We start from the raw sequence: 15,980 nt of genomic DNA, 5'->3' as shown, positions 1-15,980 counted from the left end.
CTTAGTGCGCCGACACAGTCCGTTTGAGCAGATGCTTAAATAAGATTCTCGCGATATAAATGCAAACGCACTTGAGTCTCCCTCAAGTGCGTTTTTTATTCCCGCCCCAAAAACAGATTGCCTTCTACGAGCCCACTCAAGACAAACTAAAGAAATGTCATTGAGATAACAGCTCAGACTTGCTTTTTTAGATAAGGCATTGCTTTAATAAAATCATAATAACAAGTCGTTGAGTCATAAGATTGCCAACATCAACAGCATTAGTTCTCGGTGGCGGTGGCGCTCGGGCCGCCTATCAAGTGGGAGTGTTAAAAGCACTGGTCCAGCTTTATCCGCGCAACCATGGCGTGCCCTTTAAAATCATTTGTGGCACCTCTGCGGGCGCCATTAATGGCACCTCCATCGCCACCCACGCCTCCTGCTTTCATTTAGGCGTCAAAAAACTAGAGTGGGTTTGGCGCCATTTTGAAACGAGAAAGGTATATCGCGCCTCCATCCCAGGCGTGTTAAGTCATTTAGCCAAGATGGCGCTCAAGGGCCTGCAAGATGATAAGGTGAATACCGACGCGGGTAGCCTACTCGATAACGAGCCTTTACGGCATTTACTGAATGAACTTATCGATTTTAAGAGAATCGATCGCAATATCCGCAACGGTGCATTGACGGCGCTCAGTGTCGATACCTCGTGCTATAACAACTCGCGCTCGGTGACGTTTTTTCAAGCGGCCAGGGATATTGAAAACTGGACTCGCGCTAGGCGCAGCGGTGAGAGACGGATGTTAAATACCGAACATCTTTTGGCAAGCTCGGCGATCCCTATGGTGTTTCCGTCGATTAAACTCAATCAAGCTTATTATGGTGATGGCTCAGTCCACCAACTCGCGCCGCTCTCAAGCCCAATTCATTTAGGCGCCAATAAGCTATTAGTAATCAACCTAGACAGTCCCCATAAGCATTTTCCTATGGAGCTAGAATATCACCCGAAGACAGCGACCATTGCTGGTCATCTGCTGGATACTATCTTTTCCGATACCTTAAATAGCGATCTTGAGCGCCTAGAGCGGATTAATCACACGCTGTCGCTTATTCCCGAAGAGAGCCGTACTCAACTGTCATTACATCCCATACAGACCCTAGTGATAAAACCCAGTGAAGACTTAAGTAAAATCGCCGCCCGTTTCTATGATGATATGCCTTGGGCGATTAAAACCTTACTGGGCTTTATCGGTATCGACAGGCAGTCAGACTCAAGTATTGTGTCCTATCTTTTGTTTGAAAAGTCCTACACCAGCGCCTTGATCGAATTAGGCTATAAAGACGGTATGGCTCAAATGGATGAAATAAAAGCATTTTTTAATCTGACATGAGGATGGCTTAAGACTTGTTACAAACGGCCAAATAAATCGATTTGAAGCACCACCTTCTGCGTGGTATAAAATAGGAGTAGCCTAAGAGTTATCCCGTGAATGTGGCAAACCCATTCTAAATTAAGGATTATTTGAAGGCGAATCGGCAGCAAATCAGTCTAAAGTTTGAATAGCGAAACAGATTTAACATTGATCATTTAAGTTGAATCGCCTATCATGCTGTACTAGATTAGCTAAAAATTAGGTTAATTTTTTCTAAAAGGGAATCACGATGAAAAAAACTTCATTAGCACTTATTGCTGCTATTTCAATGTTAGGTTCAGTTGCTGCTAATGCTAACCCAACGACTGGTGGAACGACTACTGGTGGTACTACGAGTGGCGGCGCTACTGGTACTATTGTTGCGGGTAGTATCGCAGCAGGGGCAGTTGTAACAGGAGCGTTAGTTGCTGCAAATGGTTCAGATGGCAACCCTGTCACAACATCTAACAGCAACTCTACATCAGTGTCATCTAACTAATCATTAGTTAGTACATATCGCTAATAACCGCCTTCTGGCGGTTGTTTTTTTTAGGGTATTTAAATTTCCTAATCAAAATAGTGAAAACTTGAAATCATCTCGCCATATATTTACATTGGTTATCTATCATTATTGAGAATAAGCAACTCGGATGCGTGTATATAAAAAACTCCTCCCCTTTTTTGCCATTTCGGCAATAATTGCAGGGCTCTCGGGCTGTAGCCAACGAATTAATGCTCTGAACGAAACCGCCAAACTCGCCTTTTTAGGAAGTGAGGATGTTGTTCTCCCCCCTGAGCAAATATCTGCAAATCCCTATGCCAGCATCTATGTAAAAATTGAAGATACACCTCAGGCATTTGTGGTGCTAGCTTTTGCTGAACCTAAAACTAGTCTATCTGCAGTAAAAAAGGTACCTGAAGCACTAGAGCTTAAATGGTTATCTGCGGATAAAGGTATGTTAGTTACGGTAAACGGCCGCTTAGTCAAAACCCACAATCTACTCACTGGTAATTTAAGTGCGGTTGAAAGTGATGACCCGGACCCTTTGCTACTAGGTTTGCACTTAAGCAATACACCCAAATTCTGGACTCGTACACTGGACTGGCAACCCGGTTATCATTATGGCTACAAAGCAAAGTCAGAATTTAAATTGATTGCCGAAGAGAATATTCTAATCAATGGCTTTCCTACGCAAGCCCTACATTTTAGTGAATATGTCTCTGTGGATACCCTCAATATCCAATACCAAAATGATTTTTGGCTAGATCCACAAAATGGTAACGTCCTTAAGAGTCGTCAAAAGATTGCACCTAATCTGCCATTTATTGACATCACATTACTAAAGCCTTTTGCGGCATAGTGGAGCCATAATGAGATCCTATATAACACCTGTGGCTTTACTGCTCAGTACCTTGTCTTTATCAACAGCCCAAGCAAATATCCAACTTTATGTCAGTATATCTTCGACTAAAGAGCCGCTGGTACAAATAACCTATCCCACGACAATCCGAGTTGGCCAAGCTGTACAAGATGGTTTAGCACAACTCCCCCTTTATAATCAGAGTGCTAAAAGCGAAGAAATACCGATTTACTGGTTAGGTGCAGCTCTACTGGACATTCACAATACAGCGGCACTGGAAACGACTCGTCAGCAAGTGTTACAAAAATTAGCCAATATGGGCCAGCAGGCAGACAACAATAGTCAGTATATTGCTAAGCTCTCCAAGTTTGCACAATTTCTGCGTAATATAAAACTTGGACAAAGAGTTAATCAGCCATTAGATCTCGATTTAATTCGTATTACCGATGCCTACAATCCCATAATTGATGGTCAATTTTTATTAGTGTTGCCTCCACGCCCAAGCACAGTGACAGTGGTTGGTGCAGTATCACAAACTGGTGAGCAAGCGTGGCAATCTCAAACAAGTAGCAGAGAATATCTTCAACAGGCTGGTTTATTGGAAAATGCTGAAAATAGCTTTGTTTGGATTATCCAACCCGATGGTAACGCTATTCGACAACCCATTGCCTATTGGAATCATCAGGCCCAGGATATAGCTCCAGGCGCCACACTCTTCGTTGAGTTTTCAGGCCTTTTTGATGACTATTCCACATTAAACAACAACATCATTGAATTACTCAAAAATCGGGCTCTGTAATGAAAAACTCGACTCCCACTTTTCCCTCTTTCGGGCGTTTATCAGCGCTATCTTTAGCACTGCTACCATTATTACACGTTAGCGCCGATGAATTTTCTTACCCAACATCGTTGCCTTCACAGTCTGACTTTGGTGGTGTAGGTTTAATGCAAATGCCAACAGGCCGTATGACGCCTGAAGGTGAATTTAACTTTGCCACGACTTACAACGATGACTATCAGCATTTTAGCGCTTCAGTGCAGCTCTTCCCTTGGTTTGAAACAACAATACGCTACACCCTAGTACAAGACCTGCTTTACAGTAGCGACCCCAACTTTAGTGGTAATACTAAATACACGGATAAAGGCATAGACTTTAAAGTTCGTCTACTCGAAGAAAGTAACTGGCTGCCTGAAACCTCTATTGGGGTGAGGGACTTTGGTGGCACTGGTTTATTTGATGGTGAATTTGTTGCTGCGACAAAGCGCGTCGGTCCACTCGATTTTACTCTAGGTATAGGTTGGGGCTATATCGGCAATAGCGGTAATCTCACTTCCGATAAAAAAGATCTTAATTACAACTGTGATAGAGATACTTCTTATGGGGGTAAAGGTGGCACTGTTGATTACCAGCGTTGGTTTAAGGGCTGCGCATCCCTCTTTGGTGGCGTTGAATATCAGACTCCTTGGGAACCTTTACGTTTGAAAGTCGAATACGATGGTAACGACTATCAATCAGACTTTCCCGTTGTTCGTGGTGGTATAGATATGCCTCAGGACAGCAAGTTTAACTATGGAATGCTCTATCGTTTTGGAGACTGGGGCGATCTACATTTAAGTTATGAGCGTGGCAATACTTGGACACTTGGCTTTAGTCTGCAGACCAATTTTAATACCTTGTCACAGATTAAACGAGATCCAAAGGCAGCTAAATATAAGCCACTTCCTGCCGCGCCATTAACCCTTACGCAAACAGAATCCTCTGCTCAAGTAAACACACTAAGAGCCGAACAAGCGACTGTGAGTACAGAAACTTCAACGCATAAATCAGAAGTGCAAAATGATGAAGTAGCAAATCTAGAGCTTGTAAATGCATCCAGTCAGACTGCTGCGAATCCCCTGGTGGATTGGAATAAAATTGCTCAGGATTTACAAACTATTGCTGGTTACGCAAACGCCAAAATTTACCTTGATAATGACAGTATTACCGTTGTAGGTGAACAGACAAAATTCCGCGATAGAAATGAAGCGCATAAAAGAGCTGCCACCATTCTAGCCAACAATACTGATGCCAACTTTATTAAAGAGTATCGACTAATTGAGACTCGTTATAGCCAACCAATAACGGAAACCCGTATTGATGCTCAGAAGTTTGCCAAAGTCGCAAGTTATGGCTATCTCAATGCCAAAGTCACTGATGCTAGTGTTGTGAGTATTCCAAGCTTACCTCAGGGACAACTAGTCAATAATACTGATAAAGATTGGCTAGATAAGCTTAGTTTTGATGTTTCGCCTACCATGTCCCAATCCTTCGGCGGTTCCGAAGGGTTTTATATGTTTAGTATTGGAATGACTGGCAGTGCAAGTTACCGATTTACCGATAACTTTGAGTTTTCAAGCTCTCTTTATCTTAACCTCTACGATAACTTTGATAAGTTTTTATACGAAGTTCCACCCGATGGCACTGACTTAAAACGTGTTCGCACCCTGGTTCGTCAATATATTCATGATAATCCTGTACGAGTGAATAACCTGCAACTAACCTGGATGGATAATTTAACCGATAACATTTCTTTCCAAGCCTACGGCGGCTATTTAGAAATGATGTATGGTGGTGTGGGCACAGAGGTTCTCTATCGACCACTTAACAGCCAATGGGCTTTTGGGGTTGATGTGAATTATGTTAAGCAGCGCGATCCAGACAGCATGCTAGGCTTCTTTGAAGATGAGCATCAATTTGACTCACTCACTAACCGCCCCTATCGAGTGCAAACGGGTACGGTAACAGGACACGCATCAATCTATTATCAACCTGACTGGTTCCCCAATACTTTACTGAGAATCAGTGCCGGCCAGTATTTGGCCGAGGATAAAGGAGTAACAGTTGATTTCTCAAAACAATTCGATAGTGGGGTGATTGTTGGCGCTTTCGCCACTAAGACTAATCTTTCATCAGAGGAGTATGGTGAGGGCAGTTTTACTAAAGGCTTCTACGTGTCGATTCCATTTGACTTGATGACCATTAAATCAACCCATAGCCGGGCGACAATCAGTTGGATGCCACTGACACGCGATGGTGGTCAAACATTAGGGCGCAAGTACAGTCTATATGATGTAATGGATGCTAGAGATCCTTGGTTCACACGCGCAAGCATCACAAGTGAGTCTGTCAAATAACGCAAACAAAATGCCGCTAGTACCTTAGGCGCTAGCGGCAGCATCCCTTTCAGACAGAATCGGCGTTTCATTTAGCAGCGGCCAGTCAATCGCAAACTCGGCACTATTCCATGCCAGCACATATTCATCATCTGGCGCGTAATAATCAGTGCAGCGATAAAGCACATCGGCATATTCACTCAACACATAAAATCCATGAGCAAAGCTAGGCGGGATCCACATTTGCAAATGGTTATCAGCAGAGAGCACACGCCCTACCCATTTACCATAGGTTTTAGATTGCGGGCGAATATCCACAGCGACATCAAAAATACTGCCAGCACACACGCGAACTAACTTTCCCTGCGGATGCTCACGTTGGTAGTGCAAGCCACGTAATACGTGTTGTTGTGATCGGCTAAAGTTATCTTGGACTAACTCCTGCACCTTTAATCCTCTACTTTTCAAACACTCGGAGAAAAACGATTGTCTAAAGGTTTCCATAAAAAAACCGCGTTCATCACCAAAAACTTGAGGTTCGAACACCAATACTTCTGCAAGCTCGGTTTCAATGCACTTCATTGAACACCTGCTTATTTAATAAGCCCAAAAGATACTCACCATAACCGCTTTTAAGCAAAGGTTGTGCTAAAGCGGTAAGCTGCGCAGCATCTATCCAACCAGAATGAAAAGCAACCTCTTCAGGGCAGTTCACTTTCAACCCTTGGCGTTTCTCTATGGCAGCAATAAATTGTGTTGCTTCAGCCATCGCATCCGGCGTTCCCGTATCGAGCCAAGCAGTGCCCCGCCCCATTATTTCTACCTGCAATTCCCCCAGCAGAAGATATTGATTGATTAGATCAACGATATCCAACTCGCCCCGCGCCGAAGGCATCACTTTTTTAGCCCACTCACTAGCCCGATTATCAAAGAAATACAATCCAGGAATAGCATAGGAAGAACGTGCAACTTGGGGTTTCTCTTCGATTGAAATCGCTTTTCCGCTCGTATCAAATTCGACAACGCCGTAGGCATTCGGATTAGCCACATGGTAGCCAAAAACGGTTGAACCCACTTCGAGTAGAGAAGCTCTATGCAAGTTTGTGCTCAGTTGCTGCCCATAAAATAAGTTATCGCCCAGAATTAACGCACAGGCCTCTCCCGCCAAAAAAGCTTCACCAATAATAAGTGCTTCGGCTAATCCCTTTGGGGAAGGCTGAACCGCATATTCAAGCTGAATCCCCCAACGATGGCCATCACCAAGTAATGCCTGAAAAAGCGGCAAATCAGCGCGAGTGCAGATAATCAGGATCTCTTTTATGCCAGCCTGCATTAAGGTAACAAGTGGATAATAAATCATTGGCTTATCGTAAATAGGCAATAACTGCTTACAGACAACCTGTGTCATAGGATAAAGGCGAGAACCGGTTCCGCCCGCTAATAAAATGCCTTTTCTCATTGATATATCAAGGATTAGTGAGTCAAAGTGAAGGGAGGATTGTAGCATATAAATGCCGATAAAGCTGAATGGTGCGAGGTCTGCAACAAGGCCACATTGTCGCCCTAAGCAATGTACATAGGTCATTTCTCAGGGATCTGTATTTCGACCTTCACGCCTAGATATGGAGATGAAGTCAGCATAATCGTGCCATGTAGTTTTTGTGTCACCAGATTATAGATAATCGACATGCCTAAACCAGTGCCGCCGTCTTTACGTGCGGTAGTGAAAAAAGGCTCGAAGGCTTTCAGTTTAACCTCATCGGTCATCCCTACCCCATTATCTTGATACTGCATACAAATATTCGAATCTTGTTTTTGTACTCGAATAGTGATGCTTTTATCACCTGTAAAACTCTCAGGAAATCCATGGCGAAAGCTATTAGCCACTAGATTAGTGAAAATCTGTGCGATGGCACCGGGGTAAGATTCGATATAGATGTCATCATCCAACTCCACATTTAAGGCAATATTCTTCTTACGCATTAACGGCCTTAATGAGCTGAAAATTTGAAAAATGTAGGTATTTAAATTAAACCGCTCACGCTCGAGCACAGATTGGTCTGCGGCGGTGCGCTTAAAGTTATGGACTAACTCCGCGGCTCGCGAAAGATTACGCTCAATCAACCCGAGACCATCCTGCATGGTATTAATAAAGGATAAAAATTTCTCCTCGTCGAGCTCATTTTGTTCAAATGCCGTTTTAAGCAATGCCACTTCATCTAAACAATGGGTTACGGATGTCACGGCAATCCCTAGAGGCGTATTGACCTCATGCGCGACCCCTGCGACCAAACTCCCTAAGGCAGCCATTTTTTCGTTTTCAACTAAATGGTGTTGTATTGAGCGTAAATCCGATAATGCGGTTTCAAGTTCTTGCGTTCGCTGTTCAACCTGAGCCTCGAGATCCGCATTAATGGCCTTTAATTGATTTTGATAATCCAAAATTTCCTTTGCACTCATGGCTCTGCCGAATAAGTCGGCCAAAGCAGAAGCAAAGGTCCTTTCATCACGCGTCCATTCTCTAGGTACACCTTGATGCTCGGAGCAGATAATACCGACCATTTTTCCGCGATGACGTATAGGACTGTCTAACAGAGAACTAATACGATTAGGGACTAAGTAGGCACTAACGAACTCATGGGTCGCCCCATCTGTTTGCGCATAATTCGCGACAATAGCGCGCTCATTATCTAATAGACTGAAGTAATGTGGATAATCCCGCCGAGTTAATATCAACGCCTCTTGCCTGTGCATATTATCGAGCAAGTAAAAGCAATGCATGCTTTGGTGATCTTCACTCCATAACCAAATGCCAGCACGGGTGATTTTTAACCCTTGGCACACAGATGACACGATAAGTTGTGAGGCCTCAATAAGATCGCCACCATCAATAATGGATGAACGGCTTACATCGAATAAAATCCTGTCTAACATACGTGTCATAATGCAGATTTACCCCGCGTGGTACCGCCTGACTTAAAAATGAGGCGATGAACTTGGTGATCTAAGCTTAAGTGATTCACTTTAGTATAGATTCAATCTGCAAACACACTAGTTGAGATGCAGTCGCTAGTTACAATTGGTTTTGCAGCTCAATGCCTAGTGCAGCTTTGCCTAAACACACCGATAAAGAATCATCCAACACTAAGCACATTGTTTGTTGAACTCGTAATGAAGTTCAAACACATAAAGTCTGCCTTTAACATTAAGACACTGAAAGAAACACCAGACATAAATAAGGTTGGAACCCGTAATGATGGCGGTTATCATCACATGACAGTCAATAAATCAAACGATTAACATGAATATGAAACTTTCACAGATACCACTCGCCCTTCTCGCTTTAATGATTACCGCATGCAGTGAACCGGCTCAGACAGTGACTAATGAGCCTGTCGCTGCGCCACATCAAGATACACAAACAAACCTACCACTTGGCGATACCAGTCAAAATGCACTCGATTGGCCCGGTGTATATGAAGGCGTTATCCCCTGTGCAAGTTGCGAAGGGATCCAAACCACACTCACGCTACAAGCGGATAATAGCTTTGAATTGAAAAGTATTTACTTGGGTAAAGATGAGTCCATCTTTAAAGTGGCAGGAAAATTTGACTGGGATGGCAAGGGCTCAAAAATTACTTTATCCGATGGCAGTAAATACCTCGTCGGTGAAAACCAGCTATTTATGCTAGATAACGAAGGCAACAGGATCAGCGGCGAACTGGCTGAGCACTATATATTGAAAAAGAAAGGGATGTAAAAAGAACATTGCAGCGTGACAGTGAGAAGTTAAGCGATTCGCTCACAGTAAAATCGTTGACAGAACGTTCTGCTTACCGATAACGGTAAAAGAAAAATGATTCGCTTACCGTCGGTGATAAGCAATTTCGTAAACCTTGAGCCACGCAGTGACGTTCCATTGCTGCTAGCGGCGTCCGTAGAGTTAGAGCGCTGCGATTCTCGATCTAGAGCAAGCTTGTCAGCGTCCTATCTTCTCGCGTCGGCGCCACCCAGATTGAAAAGAGTAACCTACACGTGAACTCTAATATCCAAATTATCCGTTATGAAGAATGCGAATCGAGCCTATGGAAAAATGGCGGTGGCAGTACTAAACAACTGTTAATATCGCCAAAGGATGCTGACCTCAGTAATTTTGATTTTAGGATCAGCATTGCCACCATTTCGAGTGATGGACCCTTCTCACAATTTCCCAGCATAGATAGACAGCTGTGTATATTAGAAGGTGCAGGCGTAAAACTTAAGATGATGTCTAATGATGCGGCTGAGGCAAATGAATTAATCCTTCGCCCCAATGAGCCCGCATTTTGTTTTAGCGGCGAAACTCAGATCGAAAGCCAACTCTTAGATAAGCAAATTATCGACTTTAATGTAATGACTAAACGCGGCAAGTATCGCGCGTATATTGAATGGCCGGAGTCGTATGGCTCGTTAAGCCCAGAGTCTATAGAAACCAGCAATATTGATGATGCTCATCAAACATCGAATGTACACAATAACGAGTTGCAACAGTGGTTATTGTGCCTTGAACCGCTGAACTTAGTTTACCAAGGCCAAATTATTCAACTTAAGCGTTATGATATGGTGCAATGCCTACGAGGCCAGAATTTAAAAGCGCAGCCGTCAAAAATGCAGCGATTAGAAGAAATTGAAACTTCCGATGCAACCTCTTCAGACGCTGAACGACCAATACTTAAGCACACACATATAGAAAACCCGTCCCTACTAAACCATAAACAATGTCAGGTACTGCGTATCGTTATAGAATGCACTAAAAAGTTCTAGATTATAGAGCCACACAGTGGCGTCTTCAAAACCTGAGTCCGTCCTTTTGGCTCCGCCTTATATGCTATATACTCACCCCGAATTCATCAAATCGTGCAATGGACCTATGCAACAACTAAATGAAAAGAAAATCATAAAGTTACTGCGAGACAACATCCCAAAGTTGCAATTAATCTACCTGTTTGGCTCTTATTCGCAGGGAACACAACACCGCAACAGCGATATCGATATCGCGGTACTCGCCGCTGACACTTTAGACAATATTGCACGCTGGGAACTTGCCCAAAAACTCGCTTCGGCGTTGGACTCAGATGTTGATCTGGTTGATTTACGCTCAGCATCCACAGTGTTATGCCAACAGGTAGTCACTCAAGGGAAGCAACTTTGGGGAACACAACAAGATGATGAACTTTTTGCCGTAAAGACCATCTCAATGTACCAACATCTACAAGCCGAAAGACAGGCAATTATTGATGATGTAATGGCCAACACCGCAGCCAAAGATCATAGGGGGAGTCACTTTGAATGACATTATTATCAATAAAATAGCCACCATCAAACGCTGTATAAAGCGCATCCAACAAGTCTATGGTGATGGAAGCCAGTTCAAACAAGACTTCACCTTGCAAGATAGCGTTATCCTCAATTTACAACGCTGCTGCGAAGCCTGTATCGACATAGCCAATCATATTAACCGCCAACAACAACTAGGCATCCCCCAAAGTAGCCGTGATAGCTTTACATTACTCGCACAAAATAACCTTATTACTCAGCCACTCGCAGATAACTTAAAGAAAATGGTCGGCCTGCGAAACATCGCAGTACATGACTACCAAGAACTCAACCTTGATATCGTTGTCCATGTTGTACAGCATCATCTTGAGGATTTTGAGCAATTTATTGATGTGATAAAAGCAGAGTGAAGATGTTGACAGAACAAGAAACGTTGAAGGTTGACGGAACGTTCGCAAGCTCACTCACAGAACTCTTCGCTTACCGTGAGAGCGAAGCCCGTTCCGTTATCCGTAAGTCACGTAGTGACATTCTGTAGCTGCTTGCGGCGTACCTAGATTCTAGAGCCACATAGTGATGTTCTAGGGTGAGCTTGCGCGAGTACTAGTCGCTCGTTATAGGATATTGCTGGTTAATAATCCACTCCACCGTCTTTCTGAGACCTGACTCAAAAGACTCTTGCGCTCTCCAACCTAATTCACGTTGAATTTTACTGGCATCAATAGCATAGCGTACATCATGGCCAGGCCGGTCAACAACATACTGAATTAAATCAGCAAAACCCGCACTACCCATTGCAAGAGATTGCGGATGAGTAGGCACTAACTCCTCTAATAAGGCGCAAATTTGCCGCACAACCGTCAAATTAGTTTGCTCACAGGAACCACCAATATTATAGGTTTGCCCAAGCTCCCCCTGAGTCGCAACTAAATAGAGCGCCTTAACGTGATCATCCACATACAACCAATCACGCACTTGCTGACCATTACCATAAATTGGCAACGGTTTACCCTGTAACGCATTGGTGACCATTAGGGGAATGAGCTTTTCAGGGTATTGAAAAGGGCCATAGTTATTGGAGCAGTTGGTCATCACTATCGGTAAAGCATAAGTTCGATGCCAAGCACGAACCAAATGATCCGCTGAAGCTTTACTTGCTGAATAAGGCGAGCTCGGATCATAAGCTGAGGTTTCACTAAACAATCCAGTTTCGGTCAGTGAACCAAAAACCTCATCGGTAGAAACATGATGAAATCTAAATAACCCTTTTCGCGTATCCGCTAATTGCTGCCAATATCGGCGCGAAGCTTCTAACAACGTATAGGTGCCCACAATGTTGGTTTGGATAAATGCAGCGGGTCCTTCAATTGAGCGATCAACATGGCTTTCGGCCGCTAAATGCATCACAAGATCGGGTTGGAATTGCTGCAACACCAGGTCTAACCTTGCCCTATCGCAAATATCTGCCTGCACAAAATGATAGCGCTCACTATCAGCAACACCCGCCAGAGATTCAGGATGGCTCGCATAGGTCAGCTTATCGAAATTGAGCACCACTGACTCCGTTTGCTCAATCAGCATTCGCACTAATGCCGATCCAATAAACCCTGCACCACCGGTAATGAGTATTCGCATATCGCCTATCCCATAGTAGAAAGGTTAGAAAAATAAAAGGCCCGAAAGTATACAACTTTACCTGTAGAGCAACGTGACCTTTTTAAGTATGAGGAGCAAGAGAAATACAAGCTGTGCAGGGCGAAGCGAACACTGAGGCGAATGCGCACAATAGCTTGTGCCATTGATTGACGATAAACATCACGCTTAGATCACCCTAAGGAGTTAACGATTCAGGCATTGTTCTGAAGCAGGTCTGGGCTAGTACATTTACGTTAGTCGATAATTCACCTTTCACAACGGGGGATCAGTTGTTAATGGTTCACACTCTTACGACATATATCCGGCGTCTGTTGCGCCCTAATGAGATCCAAATTGACATCTTACCCTCCTTGGCATCCACATGACCTCGAAGGCCACTTACACCGAAAATTTTATAGTCTCGCTTGAGCATACCCTTCCCGTTAGCAAAACTGCTTGGCTATGAACAATAGAAATAGACAAACGACATTACTTGTCGTCTCGCTGAATACACTATGTTCATTAATGAGAATGGACGATGAAAACTGCTTAAGATGAAAATATTTTTGGATGATGAACGAGTCGCTCCTACTGGCTGGCTACAAGTTCGATGGCCAGATGAGGTTATCTCCTATTTAGCCAAAGGCATGGTAACCGATATTAGCCTAGACCATGATTTAGGGGATGATGCTAGAGGTACTGGCTACGATGTGCTGCTTTGGATTGAGCAAGCTATTGTTGATACAGGCTTTAAGCCTCCGAAAATTAATGTACATACGAGTAATCCTGCAGCAAGAATAAGAATGCTTGCTGCAGTAGAACAGATCAACCGCTTAGCTGAAATGAAATCACAATGACTGTACCTACGGTTGCACCTTTACTTTTATTGTCCGGCGATCCATTTCATCTGCTTGGCCAACTTTCAGCCTTTCATAGTCTGAAGCTAATTTGTCGGCTCAAGCAAATCCTGCCAGCTCACGTTGGTCGAACTGTCTCGAGTCATGCTGGCATCCCCATGATCGCAGCAGATTTTGAATTGCGGATCATCGCAGAGGCATATAATTGTTTTGAGAATTTTGATGTTGAAATCTATTTGACGTTTCAGAGAGATCGCGACGCTTGGATGCATTATCAACAGAAGGCTAACGAAATGATTAAGTTAGGTTATTCGGTGTTAGTAACGGCTGAAGTCTATAGCCACATTGACGGCTCGATATGTTTGTATGATCCACTACTCACACCAACCGATATGCCTTTTATTCAATAGGACTGACAATGAAACTGCTCCATGTTTCCGATCTGCATTTCAACCAAGTTCAAATGCTATGGGTTACCGACAATGCATCCGAAGCTGACGTTGTTTGTCTAACAGGTGACTTCATTGATAGTCGATACAACTGCCCTACACCAATCGATGAGCAAGTGGCCGTTATCTCATGCTGGTTAAAACAGTTCAATCGTCCTATTTTTGTATGCTCGGGCAATCATGACCAATTAGGTGATGAACTCAATTCAACCTGGTTAAGGGAAATTGAGGGGATCTACGCAGATCAGGCTATAGCCTCAATCAATGGGGTGATATTCGGCAGCGCGTCATATGGTACATCTGACTTCACACCATTTTCTCGATGCAATGTACTGCTTCACCACGAGCCGCCTTCAGGGCTTAGTGTCGCGAAGCAATCGGGGAGAGATTTTGACTCAAGGGACCTAACAACGGCAATTACATCAGGCACCTTGTCTCTTGTATGGTTACTGACAGGTCACGTTCATCAACCAGAGAAATGCGCCTCCAAATTTCGCGGGTGCAGCATTTCAAATCCTGGAGCCAACAGTAAGAGTGAAGTCCCTAATCATCATTGGATCCGTATTTAAGCGCGCCTCAATGTTCAGAAGTACGTACAAAACTGTTCCATTAAAAAACAATATATAACTCCACATTGCGATTAAAAATCATGACATCTTAGGAGAAGTTATTTTGAGTAAACCCGAGATTGATCCAAACCATATTGTCGTTTTTACTGGAGCAGGAATATCAGCGGATCAGCTAGCGACATTTACTGATGATAATGGACTGTGGTTGAAGTATCGGGTTGAAGAGGTTTCTTCTGCTCAGGCCTTAAAAGCGTACCCAGAAAAAGTTATCGATTTCTATAATTTCCGCAAACAGGAAGTGTTGTCAGCACACCCTAATCCAGCACACATTGCCATTGCCGAACTTGAAAAAAAATACCGGGTTAGTGTTGTAACCAGTAATGTAGATAATCTTCACGAACGAGCAGGCTCAACTCAGGTTTATCACGTTCACGGAAGTCTATTTGAGGCTCGGCATTTAGAGAGTGATGTTTCATTTAGCATCGGCGATAGGCTTTATTCGCTCGAGAATAATGAAAGGCCTCACGTCGTTTTATTTGGGGAGCAGGTTCCTAATCTTTATGAAGTAAAAAAACTATTTAAAACAGCATCTAAGGTTTTGATTGTTGGCACTTCCCTTACCGTAAAGCCTGTATGTAATCTTCCAAAATATGCACGCGGAAGAGCAGAAAAAATTCTAGTCTCTAAACATGTCAACAAACGACCTTATGGTTTTGAGTTCATCCCCTTAGATGCAATTATTGCTGTACCGCTGATAGTAAAACGCTGGCTTAATCAACATTAATGGCGACCAACTCGCTCCCCACCTACTTTAGCCAACATTGTTTCCACGATATCACTTGATGACCATTGGAAAGAAATGATGGATTTTTCGATTTTGAAAAATCCATGTGGCATCCCCTTGGAAATACCGTAATCATCCAGCATGGATGCAAAGACCCTATCCAATGCGATTTTTGATTCAAATGGCACATTCTCATCACCATCAACCAAACGCCACTTTTGGTAACTTGCATTTGAATAAGGAGGCTCTTGGCTACACGTACCAATAAAAATATATCCATTCATACTGGCAAGTGTTGGACAGATATCCAGTATCTCTTTGATAACACACGTTACCGATTTCATATCTGGCTCCGATTGGGGGTTCATTGATACTACTTAGAGATACGACATCTAACGGCTAAAACAATTCTAGAACCATGAATGACATTATATGACTCTGGTCAATATATCATAGCCGTTAGTCATG

At 43.4% G+C, this 15,980-nt stretch carries 19 protein-coding genes; 14 read left to right on the top strand and 5 right to left on the bottom strand.

The window, feature by feature from the left end:
• Positions 1 to 242 precede the first annotated feature (242 nt).
• The 5 genes from N7386_RS07415 (at position 243) to N7386_RS07395 (ending at position 5,923) form a co-directional block, all read left to right on the top strand.
• Positions 243 to 1,367, top strand: a complete 1,125-nt coding sequence (locus tag N7386_RS07415; protein ID WP_011716465.1) for a patatin-like phospholipase family protein — start codon at positions 243 to 245, stop codon at positions 1,365 to 1,367.
• A gap of 271 nt (positions 1,368 to 1,638) precedes the next feature.
• Complete coding sequence (locus N7386_RS07410) at positions 1,639 to 1,887, top strand: hypothetical protein (protein WP_011716464.1); 249 nt, start codon at positions 1,639 to 1,641, stop codon at positions 1,885 to 1,887.
• Between the two features lie 151 nt (positions 1,888 to 2,038).
• Positions 2,039 to 2,749 (top strand): YjbF family lipoprotein, encoded by a 711-nt coding sequence (locus N7386_RS07405; RefSeq protein WP_011716463.1) that lies wholly within the window; start codon positions 2,039 to 2,041, stop codon positions 2,747 to 2,749.
• Between the two features lie 10 nt (positions 2,750 to 2,759).
• Positions 2,760 to 3,548 (top strand): capsule biosynthesis GfcC family protein, encoded by a 789-nt coding sequence (locus tag N7386_RS07400; RefSeq protein WP_011716462.1) that lies wholly within the window; start codon positions 2,760 to 2,762, stop codon positions 3,546 to 3,548.
• Positions 3,548 to 5,923 (top strand): YjbH domain-containing protein, encoded by a 2,376-nt coding sequence (locus tag N7386_RS07395; protein WP_011716461.1) that lies wholly within the window; start codon positions 3,548 to 3,550, stop codon positions 5,921 to 5,923. Before N7386_RS07400 ends, N7386_RS07395 begins: the two co-directional genes overlap by 1 nt.
• Before the next feature lie 24 nt (positions 5,924 to 5,947).
• Here the strand turns inward: N7386_RS07395 and rfbC are convergent, their stop codons facing one another.
• The 3 genes from rfbC to N7386_RS07380 form a co-directional block, all read right to left on the bottom strand.
• The gene (gene rfbC, locus N7386_RS07390) at positions 5,948 to 6,484 is read right to left on the bottom strand and encodes a dTDP-4-dehydrorhamnose 3,5-epimerase (protein WP_011716460.1); all 537 of its coding nucleotides are present in this window, start codon (positions 6,482 to 6,484) and stop codon (positions 5,948 to 5,950) included.
• Positions 6,471 to 7,361 (bottom strand): glucose-1-phosphate thymidylyltransferase RfbA, encoded by an 891-nt coding sequence (rfbA, locus tag N7386_RS07385; RefSeq protein WP_126513293.1) that lies wholly within the window; start codon positions 7,359 to 7,361, stop codon positions 6,471 to 6,473. Before rfbA ends, rfbC begins: the two co-directional genes overlap by 14 nt.
• A gap of 122 nt (positions 7,362 to 7,483) precedes the next feature.
• A complete protein-coding gene (locus tag N7386_RS07380) occupies positions 7,484 to 8,845 on the bottom strand; it encodes a GAF domain-containing sensor histidine kinase (protein ID WP_126512869.1) in 1,362 nt (453 codons plus the stop codon).
• Positions 8,846 to 9,209: 364 nt separating this feature from the next.
• Here N7386_RS07380 and N7386_RS07375 point away from each other — a divergent pair, with 364 nt between their 5' ends.
• The 5 genes from N7386_RS07375 to N7386_RS07355 all read left to right on the top strand — a co-directional run bounded on the left by N7386_RS07375 (position 9,210) and on the right by N7386_RS07355 (position 11,756).
• Entirely contained in the window at positions 9,210 to 9,662 is a 453-nt protein-coding gene (locus N7386_RS07375; RefSeq protein WP_164718002.1) for a copper resistance protein NlpE, read from the top strand.
• A 275-nt stretch (positions 9,663 to 9,937) separates the two neighbouring features.
• The gene (locus N7386_RS07370; RefSeq protein WP_086904479.1) at positions 9,938 to 10,705 is read left to right on the top strand and encodes a HutD family protein; all 768 of its coding nucleotides are present in this window, start codon (positions 9,938 to 9,940) and stop codon (positions 10,703 to 10,705) included.
• A 106-nt stretch (positions 10,706 to 10,811) separates the two neighbouring features.
• Complete coding sequence (locus N7386_RS07365) at positions 10,812 to 11,234, top strand: type II toxin-antitoxin system antitoxin (RefSeq protein ID WP_069455294.1); 423 nt, start codon at positions 10,812 to 10,814, stop codon at positions 11,232 to 11,234.
• The gene (locus N7386_RS07360) at positions 11,227 to 11,628 is read left to right on the top strand and encodes a type II toxin-antitoxin system toxin (RefSeq protein WP_069455295.1); all 402 of its coding nucleotides are present in this window, start codon (positions 11,227 to 11,229) and stop codon (positions 11,626 to 11,628) included. The genes N7386_RS07365 and N7386_RS07360 overlap by 8 nt, the downstream gene beginning before the upstream one ends.
• 2 nt (positions 11,629 to 11,630) lie before the next feature.
• Positions 11,631 to 11,756, top strand: coding sequence for a hypothetical protein (locus N7386_RS07355; protein ID WP_279767755.1), 126 nt, complete (start codon positions 11,631 to 11,633; stop codon positions 11,754 to 11,756).
• 65 nt (positions 11,757 to 11,821) lie between these two features.
• On the opposite strand, the gene rfbB is transcribed toward N7386_RS07355, so the two are convergent.
• Positions 11,822 to 12,853, bottom strand: coding sequence for a dTDP-glucose 4,6-dehydratase (gene rfbB / locus N7386_RS07350; RefSeq protein WP_218558454.1), 1,032 nt, complete (start codon positions 12,851 to 12,853; stop codon positions 11,822 to 11,824).
• A 554-nt stretch (positions 12,854 to 13,407) separates the two neighbouring features.
• On the opposite strand from rfbB, the gene N7386_RS07345 reads away from it, so the two are divergent.
• The 4 genes from N7386_RS07345 (at position 13,408) to N7386_RS07330 (ending at position 15,512) form a co-directional block, all read left to right on the top strand.
• Positions 13,408 to 13,710, top strand: coding sequence for a cyclic-phosphate processing receiver domain-containing protein (locus tag N7386_RS07345; protein ID WP_069454913.1), 303 nt, complete (start codon positions 13,408 to 13,410; stop codon positions 13,708 to 13,710).
• Complete coding sequence (locus N7386_RS07340; protein ID WP_069455298.1) at positions 13,707 to 14,120, top strand: hypothetical protein; 414 nt, start codon at positions 13,707 to 13,709, stop codon at positions 14,118 to 14,120. Before N7386_RS07345 ends, N7386_RS07340 begins: the two co-directional genes overlap by 4 nt.
• Positions 14,121 to 14,128: 8 nt before the next feature.
• Positions 14,129 to 14,728, top strand: coding sequence for a metallophosphoesterase (locus N7386_RS07335; RefSeq protein WP_279767750.1), 600 nt, complete (start codon positions 14,129 to 14,131; stop codon positions 14,726 to 14,728).
• Positions 14,729 to 14,831: 103 nt separating this feature from the next.
• The gene (locus N7386_RS07330; RefSeq protein ID WP_037428263.1) at positions 14,832 to 15,512 is read left to right on the top strand and encodes a Sir2 family NAD-dependent protein deacetylase; all 681 of its coding nucleotides are present in this window, start codon (positions 14,832 to 14,834) and stop codon (positions 15,510 to 15,512) included.
• Here N7386_RS07330 and N7386_RS07325 read toward each other — a convergent pair.
• Entirely contained in the window at positions 15,509 to 15,856 is a 348-nt protein-coding gene (locus N7386_RS07325) for a hypothetical protein (protein WP_037428262.1), read from the bottom strand. The genes N7386_RS07330 and N7386_RS07325 overlap by 4 nt on opposite strands.
• Between the last annotated feature and the right edge of the window lie 124 nt (positions 15,857 to 15,980).

Source organism: Shewanella sp. GD04112 (assembly GCF_029835735.1).
In the GTDB taxonomy this organism is placed as follows: domain Bacteria; phylum Pseudomonadota; class Gammaproteobacteria; order Enterobacterales; family Shewanellaceae; genus Shewanella.
The sequence above is the reverse complement of the archived record's forward strand: the minus strand, read 5'-3'. Positions and strand labels throughout refer to the sequence as shown.